Origin of the sequence: Nostoc sp. DedSLP03 (assembly GCF_034530815.1) — a bacterium.
Classification (GTDB): domain Bacteria; phylum Cyanobacteriota; class Cyanobacteriia; order Cyanobacteriales; family Nostocaceae; genus Nostoc.
In genome coordinates, this window is sequence record NZ_JAVRCK010000026.1 from 49,581 (window position 1) to 65,737 (window position 16,157).

Sequence of the window (16,157 nt, forward strand, 5' to 3'; positions counted from 1 at the left end):
CTCAACTTTTTACTTATCCTCGGTATGGAAATTGCCGATCGTGGGCTGCTTGCTGCCTCTAGTCAGACAATGCATTTCCATGTAGAGCATGTAAACGAAGAATACTAAATATTCATAAGAATTATTTGCAATAACTTTTATTTATAAATTGATATAAAAAACAATTATTCATTGTGTTCAGAGTCATCGAAAGTTAATGTGATAAAAGTAAACTTTGAATATAAAACAATAAAAGATTAGGATAATATGATGATTAATGCACAAACAGATTAACAGGCAAAATTGCTGAGGATTTATTCATGGCACAACTAACAGGTTTGACATTTGGCGGTAAGGCATGGACACCAAAATTTGCTCAGGAAATCGACAAGGACAAATGTATCGGCTGTGGCAGATGCATTAAGGTATGCGGATACAATGTGCTTGGTTTGAAGGCACTCAATGAAGAAGGCGAATTTGTGGAAGATGAAGATGATGAAGAAATTGAACGGAAAGTAATGGCAGTTACTTCTCCAGACAACTGTATTGGTTGTGAAGCTTGTTCGCGGATTTGTCCAAAGAACTGCTACACACACGTTGCTTTAAATAATTAAGGTTTTTGGAGTTAGTCAAAATTGTTGTTCGTTGCAAGAGGCACTGTTTGAATAAAGCGCAAATCCGCTAGGCAAGGTAACTTGAGGGGAATACTAAATATTTACTGGAACTAATAAAAAGTTCACGGTAAACAAATCGTAAATCGCAAAATGTTAGCTATTAACAAATTTAAACTTGCTGTTAATATAGCCTAATCAATATTAGGTCTAACAGTGCCCTTTTAGAACAATTAGCTTGTCTGAAAGCAGGGGGCTAACTTTGTGGTATGAGTTCAACTATAATTTGTCATTTTTTGGGGGAAAGATATGGAAAAAATCTGGAAGTTTCCCCCATTTTTTATGGCTACACGTTAGAAAGTTAATAAGTGAAAAGGGAAAAGGGAATTGGGACTGGGGAATAGGGACTAGGAAGACAAAGAATAGTTTTTCTAATACCTAATACCTAATCCCCATTACCCCTTATCCCCAGAGGGGGCCCCACCTTCCCCAGTACCCAATACCCAGTACCAATAAAAGACTGTTTACACAGGTAGCATGTATGCAACAAGTTCCTGTTTCACTATGGACTCTGGTTGCTGGGATAGTAGTTACAGCAATCAGTATTTGGATCGGTCACAACCACACTCTCATGCCAGTGCAGGCATCGTTACAAGCGCCTTTGGTAGACGGTTTTTTCAACGTCATGTTTACCATTGCGATCGCACTCTTCTTGGTGGTAGAAGGAACAATTATAGTTTTTTTGGTTAAGTTTCGTCGCCGTCGCGGTGATGATACCGATGGTTTGCCAATCGAAGGCAACGTTCCCTTAGAAATCTTTTGGACAGCAATTCCCACAGTGATTGTCCTCGGTTTGGGCATCTACAGCGTAGATGTTTTTAACCGAATGGGCGGCTTTGAGCCTGCTGGTCATCCTCATTCAGCTGCTCATGTTGCGCATATACCGGGGAGTGCTTTGGCAGCTACATTAAGCGATACTGAAGCAACAACAGCCCCAGCAATAGCCCCAACAATCGGTATTGGCGCGTCTCCTCAAACTCTAAACAAACCAGCCGATTTAGTTGTTGATGTCAAAGGCATACAATACGCCTGGTTATTTAGCTACCCTGATAGTGGCATTACCTCTGGGGAATTACACATACCCGTTGGTGCTGATGTGCAACTCAACCTTTCAGCACAAGATGTAATTCATTCATTCTGGGTGCCAAACTTCCGCTTGAAACAAGATGCACTTCCCGGTATCCCTACCGAACTGCGATTTGTCGCCACCAAACCAGGTACATATCCTGTAGTTTGTGCTGAGTTGTGCGGTGGTTATCACGGTTCAATGCGGACACAGGTAATTGTCCACACGCCAGAAGAATATGATAGCTGGCGGACAGAAAACCAAATTGCTCAACAGCAAAACCCAAATCAAGTCGTTGCAATTAATCCAGCCGACTTATCAACATCAGAGTTTCTCGCGCCCCACACCCATGATATGGGAATTAGTGCAGCAACTCTAGAGTCATTGGTCATTAGTCATTAGTCATTGGTCATTGGTCATTAGTCATTGGTCATTAGTTATTGGTAACTGACAAATGACAACGGACAAAAGACAACGGACAAAAGACAGAAGACAAATGACAAACGACAAAGGATAAAAATATGACGCAGGTAGAATTTCCGCGGAATACTCCACCAGAAGAAAATAAACCGGAAACTCTGGTGATTTCCCACACCTCTCATCCGAAGGCGTGGAAATGGCAAGACTATTTTACATTTAATGTTGACCACAAGGTTATTGGTATCCAATACCTGGTGACAGCGTTTGTGTTTTATCTAATCGGTGGGCTGATGGCTGTTGCTCTCCGTGTGGAATTAGCAACACCAGATGCAGACTTCCTCGACCCCAATCTGTATAACGCTTTCATGACCAATCACGGGACGATCATGATCTTCCTGTGGATTGTCCCTAGCGCCATTGGGGGATTTGGTAACTATTTAGTGCCGTTGATGGTTGGTGCCAGGGATATGGCGTTTCCGAAGCTGAACGCGATCGCCTTTTGGTTAAATCCACCAGCAGGTGCGCTGATTTTAGGTAGTTTCATTTTCGGCGGTTCCCAATCTGGTTGGACAGCTTACCCACCTTTGAGCTTAGTGACAGCACCAATCGCTCAAAGTATGTGGATATTAGCGATCGTTTTGGTGGGAACTTCCTCAATTTTGGGTTCGCTGAACTTTGTAATCACCATTTTGATGATGAAGGTTCCGAGCATGAAATGGGTGCAAGTCCCCCTATTTTGCTGGGCAATCTTGGCAACCTCCCTGTTAGCACTTCTCTCCACACCTGTATTAGCAGCCGGTTTAGTGCTGCTGTTGTTTGACCTCAACTTTGGCACCTCCTTCTTTAAACCAGATGCAGGTGGTAACGTTGTAATTTATCAACACTTGTTCTGGTTTTATTCTCACCCGGCAGTATATTTAATGATTCTGCCCATCTTCGGCATCATGTCCGAGGTAATTCCAGTTCACTCGCGCAAGCCAATCTTTGGTTATAAAGCGATCGCTTATTCTAGCGTAGCCATCTGCGTTGTTGGTTTGTTCGTCTGGGTACACCACATGTTCACCAGTGGCACACCCGGTTGGATGCGGATGTTCTTCACTATCTCCACTCTTATCGTTGCAGTTCCCACTGGCGTGAAGATTTTTGCCTGGGTTGCTACCCTTTGGGGTGGTAAAATCCGCTTCACAGGTGCGATGCTTTTCGCCATTGGCTTGTTGTCCATGTTTGTGATGGGCGGCTTAAGTGGTGTGACGATGGGAACAGCCCCTTTTGATGTTCACGTCCACGACACATATTATGTAGTCGGACATTTCCATTACGTTCTGTTTGGCGGTTCCGTGTTTGGCATCTACGCCGGTATTTATCACTGGTTCCCCAAAATGACCGGACGAATGTTGAATGAAAACTTGGCACGCATTCACTTTGCCCTGACCTTCATCGGCACTAATCTGACCTTTTTACCCATGCACGAATTGGGTTTAAAAGGAATGCCGCGAAGAGTGGCAATGTACGATCCCCAATTTATCGACCTCAATCAAATTTGTACCTTTGGTTCATTTGTTTTGGCGATATCGGTAATTCCTTTCACCATCAACATGATTTATAGTTGGCTGAAAGGGCCTTTGGCTGGTGATAATCCTTGGCAAGCTTTGACTTTAGAATGGACAACTAGCTCACCACCTGCAATTGAAAACTGGGAAGTGTTGCCGGTTGTAACTCATGGCCCTTATGACTACGGTCACGAGCATAGAACTGAATTACAGTCATCAGCAACGCCAGAAGCTAGTGCTTAGTACAGCTTTGTTTACGTAAGTAAAAACGTAGCGTTTTAAATGCAAGCCGATGCAAGCCAATGCATTCACAATGCAAGCCGATGCATTCACAATGCAAGCCAATGCATTCACAATGCAAGCCAATGCATTCACATTGTCAGGTATTGCCAAATTTAATTCGCTACGAATTAATGAAATGCTGTACTTAGTTAAAAAATAACTCTTGTGGGCTTGGACATCTGAAAACCCATCCCACAAGAAAATCAAGATTGTGAAGAATTCAATTGCCCGACGCTTCACCTTTAAGGGTAAACAATATGACTATAGCTACAACCACAAGCGAAGAACACAGTGCCGGACACGAAGAACATCCAGATTTAAGAGTTTGGGGACTGTTGACGTTCCTCGCCTCTGAATCCCTGATGTTTGGGGGATTCTTTGCCACTTATTTGTTTTTCCGAAGCAGTACAGCCGTTTGGCCTCCAGAAGGAAGTGAAGTAGAACTACTTGTACCGACAATTAACACCATTATTCTGGTGTCTAGTAGTTTCGTGATTCACTTCGGTGATACGGCGATTAAAAAGAATAACGTTAAGGGAATGCAACTGTGGTACGCAATTACTGCAATCATGGGGGCAATTTTCTTAGGTGGTCAGGTTTATGAGTATTCAACATTAGGATACGGACTGACTACCAACGTCTTCGCCAACTGCTTTTATATCATGACTGGGTTCCACGGTTTGCACGTTTTTGTGGGACTGTTATTGATATTACGTGCATTGTGGCGATCGCGTCTTCCCGGTGAATATTCTGCAACCAATCATACTTTCATCGAAATGACAGAAATTTACTGGCACTTCGTAGACATTATTTGGATTGTATTATTCACCTTGGTGTACATTCTCACTTTGTTTTAACAAAAGTTAGGAGTGAGGGGCCAGAAGTTAAGAGTTAATAATTTATAACTTCTAACTAGTAATTCACAACTTCTAACTCCTAACTCCTAACTCCTAACTTTCCAGGACTTTCTTATGCAAGCCAATACAAACCAATTCTCATGGTTCCAGGTTCCAGAGGATATTAAAAACTTATTAGTTTTAGCTGCACAAAACTGGGAAAATACATCAAAATCAGAAAAATATATTCAACAAGCTTTAGCACAAACTGGTGAAAATACAGATGTCTTGGTAGCAGCTTATAGATTTTTCTATTATAAAAATAATTATTCTCTTGCATTACAAACAACAGTCAAATTATTAGATAAAATTAAAGAAATAGAAAATTTTCCTGATGACTGGGAGCAACTTCAGCCGATACTAGTCAATCGCAAAGAAGAACCACAAATTCGATTGTACTTAAATGCTTATGCTGCTTCTGGGTTAGTACTAGCAAAGTTAGGAGAAATCGAGCAAGCCAAAGAAATCAGCACCAGAGTCAAACAGATAGACGAAAAGCATGATTTTGGTTCTGGTCTTCTGCTGGATATTTTGACACGTCCAGCAGAAGAAGACGATTAATTAGTCAATGCAATTTTCAACAAGAAAGAGTAGGGAGTGGGGAGAAAAACTCTTAACTCCTAACTCAGCACTGTTTTGCCCCATTCCCAATACCCAATGACGGCAGTTGCTCTACTTGGGAAAACCCCTTGGCGCTAGCCTCTCCCTTTGGGAGAAGACCGCACTGCCTCCCCAATGCCCTTTTTGTGAACAATCATGAACAATTGGTTATCTACCACATCGTATTCCTCTTACTCCTTATTAGGAGCAGCTACTAATAGCAACTCTATCATTCCTCCGATCACCATACCTACTAAACTTCCTGGAGACAATAATGTTCCAAATGTCTCTCCGATCATCATCATCCAATCTTCTCCCTTATCAATTTAAATGTTATGAAAGGTAGAGATTGGCTGCTAACAGGAGATGGTCAGTATCAAGCCTGTAAATCTGTAAGAGCATGGGATTTATTGAGAGAAAATTACCGCCTTTATCGGTTTTTAACTGAGGTGGAAGATGTTCTCAATAGCAGCGACAATGAAACCAATTGTCTGCCAGAAATACGGATGCTCGTAAGGCGTTTGATTGTAAATTCCTACTGGGTACGAAGTCAAACTTTAGAGCCTTCACCCAAAACGGGAACCTCTGTTTTACTCCTATACGACGAATTGGGTTTTCCCTTAACTGTGCAAACAGTAACATTTGCACCGGGAACCCGATCGAACATTCATAATCATGGGACATGGGGAATAGTTGCGGTGTTAAAAGGTCAGGAAAAAAATACTTTTTGGCAACGCACTAATAGCCCAGAATTTCAGGACAAAATTGAAGCAACGGGAGAGGTAACTCTATTACCAGGAGATATTATTAGCTTTACTCCCGATGCAATTCACTGTGTAGAAGCAGTGGGTGATGAACCAACTGTGACTTTTAATATCTACGGTGAAACCGATCCCAATGAGAGATTTGAGTTTGACCCGATTAAGTATAGTGCTAAAAACTTTTAGCATCACGCAGTAGGGGCACACAGCCATGCGCCCCTACAAACGAATCGTATTCTACTAAGAGGTAGTTAAATGGCAAGAGTAATTTTCTATAGCAAACCAGGCTGTAAAGGTGGTACTAAGCAAAAAGTTTTGCTCACAGCTGCCGGTCATGAAGTGATACCAGAGAATCTGCTAACAGAACCTTGGACAATTGAGCGGTTGCGTTCTTTTTTTGGCGATCGCCCCGTAGCCGAATGGTTTAATTTTTCCGCCCCTAAGGTAAAATCTGGTGAGGTGGTTCCTGAAAAAATCGATGCCCAAACCGCCTTGACGTTGATGCTAAAAGAGCCACTGTTAATTCGCCGTCCTTTGTTAGAAGTAGGCGATCGCCGTGAGGTAGGATTTGATGTCCAAAAGATTGATACTTGGATTGGCTTACAAGCTGTGGATGAATCCTTGCAAGAAATCAGCGACAAGCTGATGAAGCAAGATTTGCAAAACTGCTCCCACGGTCATGGTCATCATCACCATAATCATTAGGATGGCTGTAACCATCATGGCGAACAACATCAAAAGCAAGCCAGCTTGTAGTCATTAGATTTCTTCCAAAAGTCCATAAATAACACTCTAGCCCTGCCAAGGTTACTTTTATTACCTTGACAGGGCTAGTACAGTACGGCGTAAATAAGCCACCTATTTAAAATGTCTAAAACTCTCACACAATGGTAATTAAAAATTACGAAAAGTGTTAGTAGTCTTAGAGGATGTTTGAAAAATCTTAGTCTTTAGCTAACTTCTTGTTGGATGTGTAGTAAACCTTACTACCACTATCAGGTACAAAATGGCAGCTGACACATGAATTCCATAACGACTTCCAAATAGGTTCTTCCGATTTGTGGAAATACTCACCCATAACTGGTTTTATCGCCTCAGTTGCCTTCAGCAAATTGTAGTGAGGGATGTTAAGGAATATATGGTGAGCAACATGAGTACCGATATCGTGATGAATATGATTAACTAAACCATAATCACGGTCAATACTAGAAATTGCGCCTTTGAGGAAAGTCCAATCTTCTCCACGATACCAGGGAAGCTCTGGCTCAGTGTGGTGCAAAAATGTCACCAAATCTAGCCAAATTATGAATACAAGGTAGGGCACAGCATAATATTTCAGCAACCACATCCAACCCCATTGGTATGTGAGGAAACCCAGCAAACCTACCATGCCAATCAAAAGTACAGTACTTGTGATGACATCCCATTTTTCTGATGCTTTGAAAAGCGGACTGCTGGGCAAAAAGTGGGAGCCTTCTTTATTAGGAGAACGCTTAAACAGATACAGAGGATAAGCCAAGAGAAAAATATAATATCGGACTATCTTTTGGGCTAAAGGCATCTCTTTGTATTCTGATTCTGTCACAGGATACCAGCTTTCATCGTTATCGATATTGCCAGTATTTTTGTGATGGGTTCTGTGGCTGATCCGCCAACCATGATAAGGAACAAGTATTGGTGTGTGAGAAAGATGTCCAATCAAATCATTGAGCCATTTATGCTTAGAAAAAGATTGGTGTCCGCAGTCATGCCCGACTACAAACAAAGCCCAAAACATCGTTCCTTGCATTAGCCAGAAAATCGGAAAGAAAAGCCAAGAATCCAGGTAATTAGCTACGGCATAAAGCAGACCGATAATTAGAATGTCACGAAAAAAGTAAAAAAGTGATTTTGTTACATTGGGCTGAAAGCATTCAGCAGGGATTGCAACTTTTAAATCTTGAAGGGTGAAAGGTAATTTAGTGGAATCCTCAGACGTTTCGTAGCCAGTAGGATTATTGAACGTGACGAGATTTGATTGCACTGGATTCTTTTGTTGGATATAAATCGGAACTTTATTTGAGACAAAATAATCTCACCTCTAGGATGCCCACGAAACTAGCGATCGCTAACATCAAAGAAGATAAATTTTGGCAATTTAGCTAACAAATTTTAGTTAGTAAAAAGTCGCAAAATTCTATTTCAACACAGCATGATAAACGCTCTCGTTGAGTTCAAGAGCGTAAGTCTAATCACAGCGCTATTTATTGCTCTGTATAATATTCGTTGAAAGTTTTATAGCCAACATCAGTTGTGTATAGTTGACACTGGTCTGTAATCTGTTTCATTAAAGACCAAGAAAACTGACACTCATCATGGAGATAAGGCTCCCAATTTTCTTTGATGCTGCTGTAAGCTAGCCGCAAATTATAAGAAGGAATCGCAGTGGAAATATGATGAGGGACATGAACATTGATATCGTGGCACAGGATTTCTACCCAACGCGGATAATCACAATGAATAGTGCCAAATAGCTGTGCTAGAGCTTCGTTCCACTTGTTCGCTGTCGTAAAAGGAACATCTGCGGCAGTATGGTGAACAATAGTAAAAGTACTCATCCAAAAATGGTAAATCATCCAGGGCACTAGCCAAAATTTGACAAAGCCCCAGATACCAGTTGTGGCGATGAGAGTCGGGAAAGCGATCGCAGCAAACACAACTACTACAGCCACAGACAGCTTGATACTCGATTGGTCTTTCGTTTTGAAGTTCCGCCAATCAAAATGCACCACAGCCCAATGTCCAATGGAACCTACCCACCAGAAGCGTTTACGCATGAACAGTTCAAAAGCAGACTGTCGGGTTTTATCCCAATCTTCAAACACTTCTGGTCTGATTGGATGCCAAGCATTGTCCTCATCCAGCTTGTTGGTATGAGTATGGTGGTAATTATGCTTAATGCGCCAACTGTGAAAGGGGTAAATTAACGGCATCATGAAAAAATGCCCTACCAAATCATTTACCCAACGACGTTTGGCAAAAGACCTGTGACCGCAATCATGGCCAATTACAAAAAAACCTGTTAAAGCAGTGCCCGTAAAAATCCAAGCAAGGGGTAAGAGAAACCAAGGAGCGATCGCCAGGCTGTAATAGCCCAAGGCGACTGCCAAGACACTGAGTATTACTTGTGTCCAAGCTTTGCGACGGTTCTGCTGAAAACATTCCCGTGGCAGGGTTTTGACAATATCTTTGAGCCGAAAGTCGGAATTACTAGGCTCGTCACTTAGTTTCTGGCTATTAATTATTGATGTAGTCATGGACACCTAAAAAACAACAAACTCCTCCACCAAGTCACTAAAAAGTAACTTGCCGTAAAAATTCTTCACATTAGCGCTTCGGATTATAGCAACCTAACCGACACAAGCGCACCAGTAAATAGCTTTTTGAAAAGTTAGGAGTTAGAAGTGATGAATTATGAGTTAAAAACGTTACACATCCTAACTCCTGTACAGACGCGATTAATTGCGTCTCTACTCCTAACTAACTTTTGTTGGGGCCAACTTCACATTAGTTGCCAGACCAACTGCTTGCAGCAATTGAACTGTCATCCAGGTTAAATCGATTTCCCACCATTTCAGCCCGTGACGAGCTGAATATTGAAAAGCATGATGGTTATTATGCCAGCCTTCACCGAAAACTAGTACGGCTACCCACCAGCAATTAGTCGATTTATCGCCAGAATCATAGCTCTGATAGCCAAATTTATGAGTAGCGCTGTTCACCAACCAAGTGCAGTGGTAAACCCAGACAATGCGAACAAAAATTCCCCAAATAACAAACGGCCAGCCACCTAGAAGCAAAAGTAATACACCTAGAGCAACCTGGATTAAAATGAAATATTTTTCTAAAAACTGATAAACTGGGTCTTCGGCAATGTCTTTGGTGAAACGAGGAACATCAGCGTGAGCGGGACAGTAGTGAATCAGCCAATCCATGTGGCTCCACCAGAAGCCTTTATTAGAATCATGGGGATCGGCATCAGTATCTGAGTGTAAATGATGAATGCGATGCGTCCCTACCCACTCGATTGGGCCTCCTTGACACGAGAGTGTGCCGAAGAAAACCAAGAGATACTCTAGCCACTTGGGAGTTTGAAAACTGCGGTGAGTAACAAGGCGGTGAAATCCGAGAGTAACTCCTAAACCACCTGTTATCCAGTACAGCAAGAAACCCACACCAACTGCCGTCCAGCTAAAGTTACCAGGAACAAAGGCAAATAAAGCGCCGATGTGCAGTCCAATGAAAAATAGGGTATTGACCCAGTTAATTTGAGGTTTGGTTGAAGTAGCAATTGTCATGCAGTAACCTGAATTTTAATTTTCCAGCTTAAGAACAGCGCGATCGCAAAATCCGCATATCGATAATTTTTTTTGAATGAGGAACTGATGAACAGCTTAGAACAGCTGCGCCAAGCAGAACAGGCACTATTAGAAATTTTTTCTGGTATTGACGCTCAGGTCAAGCATAATCTAAAACGAGTGCTGGATGCTTTTCGTAATCACCGTGTAGGCGCACACCACTTTGCAGGTGTAAGTGGTTATGGTCATGATGATTTAGGACGAGAAACTTTAGATAAAGTTTTTGCCGAAGTTATGGGCGCTGAAGCTGCGGCCGTGCGGGTTCAGTACGTTTCGGGAACTCATGCGATCGCCTGTGCTTTATTTGGTGTTCTCCGTCCGGGAGATGAAATGTTAGCAGTGGTCGGTTCTCCCTACGATACGCTTGAAGAAGTTATTGGTTTACGAGGTCAAGGTCAAGGCTCTCTTATTGAGTTTGGCATAAATTACCGCCAATTGGAGCTAACCCCAGAAAAAACCATAGATTGGCAAGCAATAAGAACTAGTGTGGCTGAAAACACTCGTTTAGTCTTAATTCAGCGTTCTTGTGGCTATTCTTGGCGTCCTAGTTTATCAATTAGTGATATTGAAAAAATCGTTTACTTAGTCAAACAGCAAAACCCAAACACTGTTTGCTTTGTAGATAACTGCTACGGCGAATTTATTGAAACCAGAGAACCCACAGCCGTAGGTGCTGATTTAATAGCGGGATCGCTGATTAAAAATCCTGGTGGTACTATTGTCAGTGCTGGTGGTTATGTCGCCGGTCGCGCCGACTTAGTTGAAGCATCCGCCTGTCGCCTCACTGCTCCCGGTATTGGTAGTTATGGCGGTGCTACTTTTGACCAAAATCGCCTGCTGTTCCAAGGTTTATTTCTAGCGCCGCAGATGGTAGGAGAGGCAATGAAAGGGACTTATCTTACTGGTTATGTATTTGATAAACTCGGTTATCCAGTCAATCCCGCTCCCCTAGCTCCCCGTGGAGATGTAATTCAGGCAATTAAACTTAGTTCTGCCGAAAAGCTAATTGCTTTCTGTAAAGCCATACAACAGCATTCTCCGATCGGTTCCTACTTAGACCCTGTTCCAGATGATATGCCAGGTTATGAGAGCCAAGTGGTCATGGCTGGGGGAACATTTATTGAAGGGAGTACTTTGGAATTATCAGCCGATGGGCCTTTGCGTGAACCTTATGTAGTTTATTGCCAGGGTGGGACTCATTGGACTCATGTAGCGATCGCCCTAGAAGCTGCGATCGATGCAGTCGGCAGTATCGATAGACAGGAGAAGGGCGAGTAATGAGCGATCGCCACACCACAACTGCTGCACGTCTCAATGTTTACACCCAAGGTCAAGGATTCCCAATTTTGGGCTTACATGGTCATCCTGGTACTGGTCGTAGTCTTTCTGTCTTTACCAATCATTTATCAAAACGCTACAAAACTTTTGCCCCTGATTTACGCGGATACGGCAAAAGTCGCTACAACGGCAATTTTGACATGAATGACCATTTGACTGATTTAGAAGCACTGCTAGACCGTTTGCAGATTGAAAAGTGCCTGGTATTGGGATGGTCGCTTGGGGGCATTCTGGCAATGGAGATGGCATTACGTTTGCCAGAGCGCGTTACTGGGCTGATTTTGGTGGCGACAGCCGCAAAACCCCGTGGGAGTCATCCTCCGATTACTTGGCAGGATAATTTATATACTGGCATTGCTGCCTTATTAAACTATATAAAACCGAGTTGGCAATGGAATATTGAAACTTTTGGTAAGCGATCGCTTTTCCGTTATCTAATCCAACAACATACATCTACTAGTTACAATTACATCGCCAAGGAAGCAGTACCAGCTTATTTGCAAACCTCTCCAGCTGCTACTCGCGCCCTCTATAGTGCAATTCAATCAGGATACAATCGGCTTCTAGATTTAGAACAAATACAATGTCCTAGTTTAGTACTTGCTGGCGAAAAAGACCGCCACATCACATCTGATTCCAGCTTAGAAACTGCTCGACATCTCCAAAATTCTCAGTGGCAGTGCTATCCCAACACTGCTCATCTTTTTCCGTGGGAAGTTCCTCAGTTGGTGCTGAATGATATTGACCATTGGCTCGAAGAACATCCGCAGGTAATTCGTAATTTGTAATTCGTAATTCGTAATTAAACTGAGAATCACAGGAATTGACCATGAAAGGTTTAGCCGTTACAGGTGGGGTCTAAATCTTCACCCGTAACGTAATTACGAATTAGGAGTTGTTAATAGTCCAAAATAGTCAAAAAATTTTGACTATTGACGAAGAAATGAAGAAGGAAGATGTGGTGACGCAATGAGTGAAAAAGACGCAATAAAGTCCTATTAAAAGGATTTTCTGTGTCTTCATATCTTTACGTCTCCGTATCAGAGCATCCTTTTCATTCTCTGGCCTAAGTTAAATTTGACCGCCAAAGGCAGGCTGTACTTTGCGGTCAAATCTTTCCCCCAAGTCGTCAGCAATTGTTAAGTTACTAGGTTTGCAACGCTTGACATTCACAACAATTCCCTGCGCTCCTTCAAGCTCTAAATCTTCTATGTATCCTTTACTTGCAAATGTTGCATCAGAAGAATTTAGAAATGGCCCGAAGTAATACGTGCAACGGGGATTCTGCGTCACAATCTCTACCCACCAAGCCAAGCCGATGTAGTCGAATGTGTTAATTAACACTTCCTTGAGGTTATGCCAAATGGTTTTCATGGTTTTCGCTGATTTATAAACATCTACAGGGTATTAAACGATAGGGTACTTTATTATCTTTTACATTTCTTTATACTCTGTTACTGTTATTTTTTCAAAGAGAATTTTTGCAATTTATCTAAGTGCAGCGTATTTAGCGATCGCTGGCGATAAATCTCATAAAGCGCCATACCTGCTGCTACAGAAGCATTCAGGCTGGGAGTCTTACCCTGTAGAGGAATCGATACTAAAAAATCACAGGAGCGCTGAGTCAACATACCCAGACCTTCACCTTCTGAGCCGATTACTAAAACGATTGGGCCAGTGAAATTGACTGTATGCAAAGGTTCGCTGCCACTTGCAGCAGTACCGTAAATCCAAAAGCCAGCTTCTTTTAATTCTTCTAAGGAGCGGCTGAGGTTGACAACTCTAGCTACAGCAAAATTTTCTAAAGCACCTGCTGCCACTTTCATGACCGTGGAAGTGATCCCAGATGCTCTTCTTTGGGGAATCACCAATCCTTGAGCGCCTATTGCTTCGGCAGTGCGAATAATTGCTCCTAAGTTGTGGGGATCGGTAATTCCGTCAGCCACGACAATTACAGCATCGGTTACAGATTTGCACTGCTCAATTAGATCGGCCAATTCCATGTAAGCGTAGGGAGCAATTTGTGCTGCCACACCTTGGTGATTAGCGCCGTTGGTGAGATAGTCTAAACGTTTGGGTTCAACCTCATCAATAACTGTGCCATTTTCCTTTGCTTGCAAAAGGAAATGGTGAAAGCTGGGATCGTACCGCAGACGGGTAGTAATCCACAGACGATTGAGATTGCGCTGATTTTGCAATGCACTCAATACTGGATGACGACCGTAGATGAGATCGTTATCTTCTTCTGTAGATTGTGTAGATACAGATGGCTGAGAAAAGTTGCTATTTCGTTGTCGGGAATTGCTATAACTGGGGTTGCTATCTATTTTCTTGGGATTGCGATTCGGATTAACAACAGAGATGGTGTTGCCATCTACTTTTCTGGGGTTGTGAGTTGGATTCGCACCAGAAATAGGGTTACTATCTACTTTTCTGGGGTTGTGAGTCGGATTCGCACCAGAGATAGGGTTACTATCTACTTTTCTGGGCTTGCGAGTCGGATTCGCACCAGAGATGGGGTTGCTATCTATTTTCCTGGGATTGCGAGCCGGATTAGTAACAACACGTTTACCTTTAATTTTTACGGGTTGTCCACGATTTGGTTCGTTTGAAGTATTGACTTTTCTGGGTTTATCCTGCATTTGAGTTATGAATATAGCGTATGGTCGATCGTGCCGATTACCTCTATTTTTTGAATCTAATCTAGTGCTGTAGCTACTGCGAAATTGAGTTTTTACTCTTTTTCTAGATGAAGTATTTGCAACAGTTCGGTTAGACGTTGGTAATCGGTGATATATAAGTAGCCTATTAAAGTTTCTAGACTAGTTGCCTGTTGATAAATTTCGGGATTAAGTCGCTTAGGGCGTCCTGTTGCGGCGTTTCTACCCCGTCGGACAATTTCTAATTCGGTATCCCTGAGATGAGGAATCAGCGATCGCAAATGTAGCGCTTGTGTTTCTGCTCTTACCTGCTCCACTACCAGACGATGGTAAATTCCTGACCGCTGCAATGGCAGCAGATAGAACATTCTAACATACAACTCATAAATTGCATCCCCCAAATATGCTAAAGCACTAGGAGAAATTTGTTGCACTTGTGAGAGGGAAATCTGTTGGAATGGCCCTGTGGTTGCCAAGAGTGCTTCAGTCCAAGACAAGCTCTGTTTGGGAGTTTCATCTTGTCCATCTAATAGCTCTTCCTCCTGTGACTTCACAAATAAATCATTCCTTGACGGGCTACATTTGGCAGGCATTCTTCGCAAAGACTGATTTTTCTGAAGTATGCCGTGATAGTATACTTAGCATAATCAATACTATCAAAATTACTTCTTAATTTCATCTTTTTGATTGAGAGTTGGCATTTAAAATCACCCTGATGTCAACATCTATAAATCAAATTTCGCCTACTTCTTGTGGTCTGCGCCTAATATCGGGTAAAATTTTAACATCAAATTCACCCTTGTACTTGGTAGCATCGCCATACTTACTGAGTAGACGACAACTTTTAACTATACAGCATCAAGTCAAATCTATCTATAAACAAATCTGCTGGCTTTGTATTTCTTACAACAAATATCTCAGACTTGATTATTTATCCAATATTCTAGCCAACGATTACATACCCACAAATTGGGTCTCTATATCTTTAGTTATTACTCAACTTTAAACATAATAGCTCAACTGGCTTTATGCCTCTCCCACAAGGAGAGAGGTTTTCTGCCAGAAGTTTTAAAAATTAAGCTATCCGATTTTGAATCTGGATAGCTTAATTTACTTCTGAGATCGAGCAATCAAGACTACTTGACGTTTTCTAGAGCGTCTTCAACTGATTTTTGCAGGGAGAGAAACTTCTCTAGGCGAACAAGCTTGACCGTTTGAGTTACGCGGGCATTCGTGACAATTTGCAAAGTGCCATCAGCAGTTTGAGCTTGCTTGGCTAGCTGCACCAGAGCGCCCAAGCCAGAGCTATCAACAAAGTCAATTTGTGAGAGATCCAAAATAATGTGCTTAGGGCCCTCGTCTATCTTGCTGCCAAGTGTCTTGCGAAATGTCGGCTCGGAAAAAGCATCTAACAAACCTGTGAGGCGGAATAGCTGACAGTTATCCCGGACTTCACGAGTGCCCCTCAGGCTAACGGTTAGATTTAGTGGCTCAGCAATAATTCCCTCCTCATGAGTTAAAGTGAACGCTCAAGTAT

The 16,157-nt window shown here is 42.3% G+C and carries 16 protein-coding genes; 9 read left to right on the forward strand and 7 right to left on the reverse strand.

From position 1 onward, the window contains the following. The first annotated feature begins 299 nt into the window (after positions 1-299). The 7 genes from fdxB to RM368_RS14815 all read left to right on the forward strand — a co-directional run bounded on the left by fdxB (position 300) and on the right by RM368_RS14815 (position 6,930). Entirely contained in the window at positions 300-593 is a 294-nt protein-coding gene (fdxB, locus tag RM368_RS14785; protein ID WP_322694743.1) for a ferredoxin III, nif-specific, read from the forward strand. A 538-nt stretch (positions 594-1,131) separates the two neighbouring features. Further along, on the forward strand, positions 1,132-2,118 hold the full coding sequence (locus RM368_RS14790) for a cytochrome c oxidase subunit II (RefSeq protein ID WP_322694744.1): 987 nt from the start codon (positions 1,132-1,134) through the stop codon (positions 2,116-2,118). Positions 2,119-2,237: 119 nt separating this feature from the next. Continuing rightward, positions 2,238-3,929, forward strand: a complete 1,692-nt coding sequence (gene ctaD, locus RM368_RS14795; protein WP_322694745.1) for a cytochrome c oxidase subunit I — start codon at positions 2,238-2,240, stop codon at positions 3,927-3,929. Positions 3,930-4,225: 296 nt separating this feature from the next. Next, a complete protein-coding gene (locus RM368_RS14800) occupies positions 4,226-4,825 on the forward strand; it encodes a heme-copper oxidase subunit III (RefSeq protein WP_322694746.1) in 600 nt (199 codons plus the stop codon). Positions 4,826-4,939: 114 nt separating this feature from the next. Beyond that, a complete protein-coding gene (locus RM368_RS14805) occupies positions 4,940-5,425 on the forward strand; it encodes a hypothetical protein (protein ID WP_322694747.1) in 486 nt (161 codons plus the stop codon). Positions 5,426-5,799: 374 nt separating this feature from the next. Then, on the forward strand, positions 5,800-6,411 hold the full coding sequence (locus RM368_RS14810; RefSeq protein WP_322694748.1) for a cupin: 612 nt from the start codon (positions 5,800-5,802) through the stop codon (positions 6,409-6,411). A gap of 69 nt (positions 6,412-6,480) precedes the next feature. Continuing rightward, the gene (locus tag RM368_RS14815) at positions 6,481-6,930 is read left to right on the forward strand and encodes an ArsC/Spx/MgsR family protein (protein WP_322694749.1); all 450 of its coding nucleotides are present in this window, start codon (positions 6,481-6,483) and stop codon (positions 6,928-6,930) included. A gap of 238 nt (positions 6,931-7,168) precedes the next feature. Here RM368_RS14815 and RM368_RS14820 read toward each other — a convergent pair whose 3' ends face one another. From RM368_RS14820 to RM368_RS14830, 3 genes are all read right to left on the reverse strand, one after another. After that, positions 7,169-8,248: a fatty acid desaturase gene (locus tag RM368_RS14820; RefSeq protein ID WP_322694750.1), complete on the reverse strand. Its 1,080-nt coding sequence runs from the start codon at positions 8,246-8,248 to the stop codon at positions 7,169-7,171. A 220-nt stretch (positions 8,249-8,468) separates the two neighbouring features. Next, on the reverse strand, positions 8,469-9,521 hold the full coding sequence (locus RM368_RS14825) for a fatty acid desaturase (RefSeq protein ID WP_322694751.1): 1,053 nt from the start codon (positions 9,519-9,521) through the stop codon (positions 8,469-8,471). Between the two features lie 219 nt (positions 9,522-9,740). Next, positions 9,741-10,562, reverse strand: a complete 822-nt coding sequence (locus tag RM368_RS14830) for an acyl-CoA desaturase (protein ID WP_322677631.1) — start codon at positions 10,560-10,562, stop codon at positions 9,741-9,743. A gap of 87 nt (positions 10,563-10,649) precedes the next feature. Between RM368_RS14830 and RM368_RS14835 the strand changes: the two genes are divergently transcribed. Both RM368_RS14835 and RM368_RS14840 read left to right on the forward strand, forming a co-directional pair. After that, the gene (locus RM368_RS14835) at positions 10,650-11,900 is read left to right on the forward strand and encodes a methionine gamma-lyase family protein (protein WP_322694752.1); all 1,251 of its coding nucleotides are present in this window, start codon (positions 10,650-10,652) and stop codon (positions 11,898-11,900) included. Further along, complete coding sequence (locus RM368_RS14840) at positions 11,900-12,748, forward strand: alpha/beta hydrolase (protein WP_322694753.1); 849 nt, start codon at positions 11,900-11,902, stop codon at positions 12,746-12,748. The genes RM368_RS14835 and RM368_RS14840 overlap by 1 nt, the downstream gene beginning before the upstream one ends. A 283-nt stretch (positions 12,749-13,031) precedes the next feature. Here the strand turns inward: RM368_RS14840 and RM368_RS14845 are convergent, their stop codons facing one another. The 4 genes from RM368_RS14845 to RM368_RS14860 all read right to left on the reverse strand — a co-directional run bounded on the left by RM368_RS14845 (position 13,032) and on the right by RM368_RS14860 (position 16,122). Beyond that, on the reverse strand, positions 13,032-13,334 hold the full coding sequence (locus RM368_RS14845; protein WP_322694754.1) for a DUF1816 domain-containing protein: 303 nt from the start codon (positions 13,332-13,334) through the stop codon (positions 13,032-13,034). Positions 13,335-13,420: 86 nt separating this feature from the next. Then, positions 13,421-14,602 carry a 23S rRNA (guanosine(2251)-2'-O)-methyltransferase RlmB gene (gene rlmB / locus RM368_RS14850; protein ID WP_322694755.1) on the reverse strand — a complete coding sequence of 394 codons (1,182 nt, stop codon included), beginning with the start codon at positions 14,600-14,602 and terminating at the stop codon, positions 13,421-13,423. A 92-nt stretch (positions 14,603-14,694) separates the two neighbouring features. Next, positions 14,695-15,174: a Mini-ribonuclease 3 gene (locus tag RM368_RS14855; RefSeq protein ID WP_194044898.1), complete on the reverse strand. Its 480-nt coding sequence runs from the start codon at positions 15,172-15,174 to the stop codon at positions 14,695-14,697. A 582-nt stretch (positions 15,175-15,756) separates the two neighbouring features. Beyond that, the gene (locus tag RM368_RS14860) at positions 15,757-16,122 is read right to left on the reverse strand and encodes an STAS domain-containing protein (protein WP_084227153.1); all 366 of its coding nucleotides are present in this window, start codon (positions 16,120-16,122) and stop codon (positions 15,757-15,759) included. Positions 16,123-16,157: the final 35 nt, after the last annotated feature.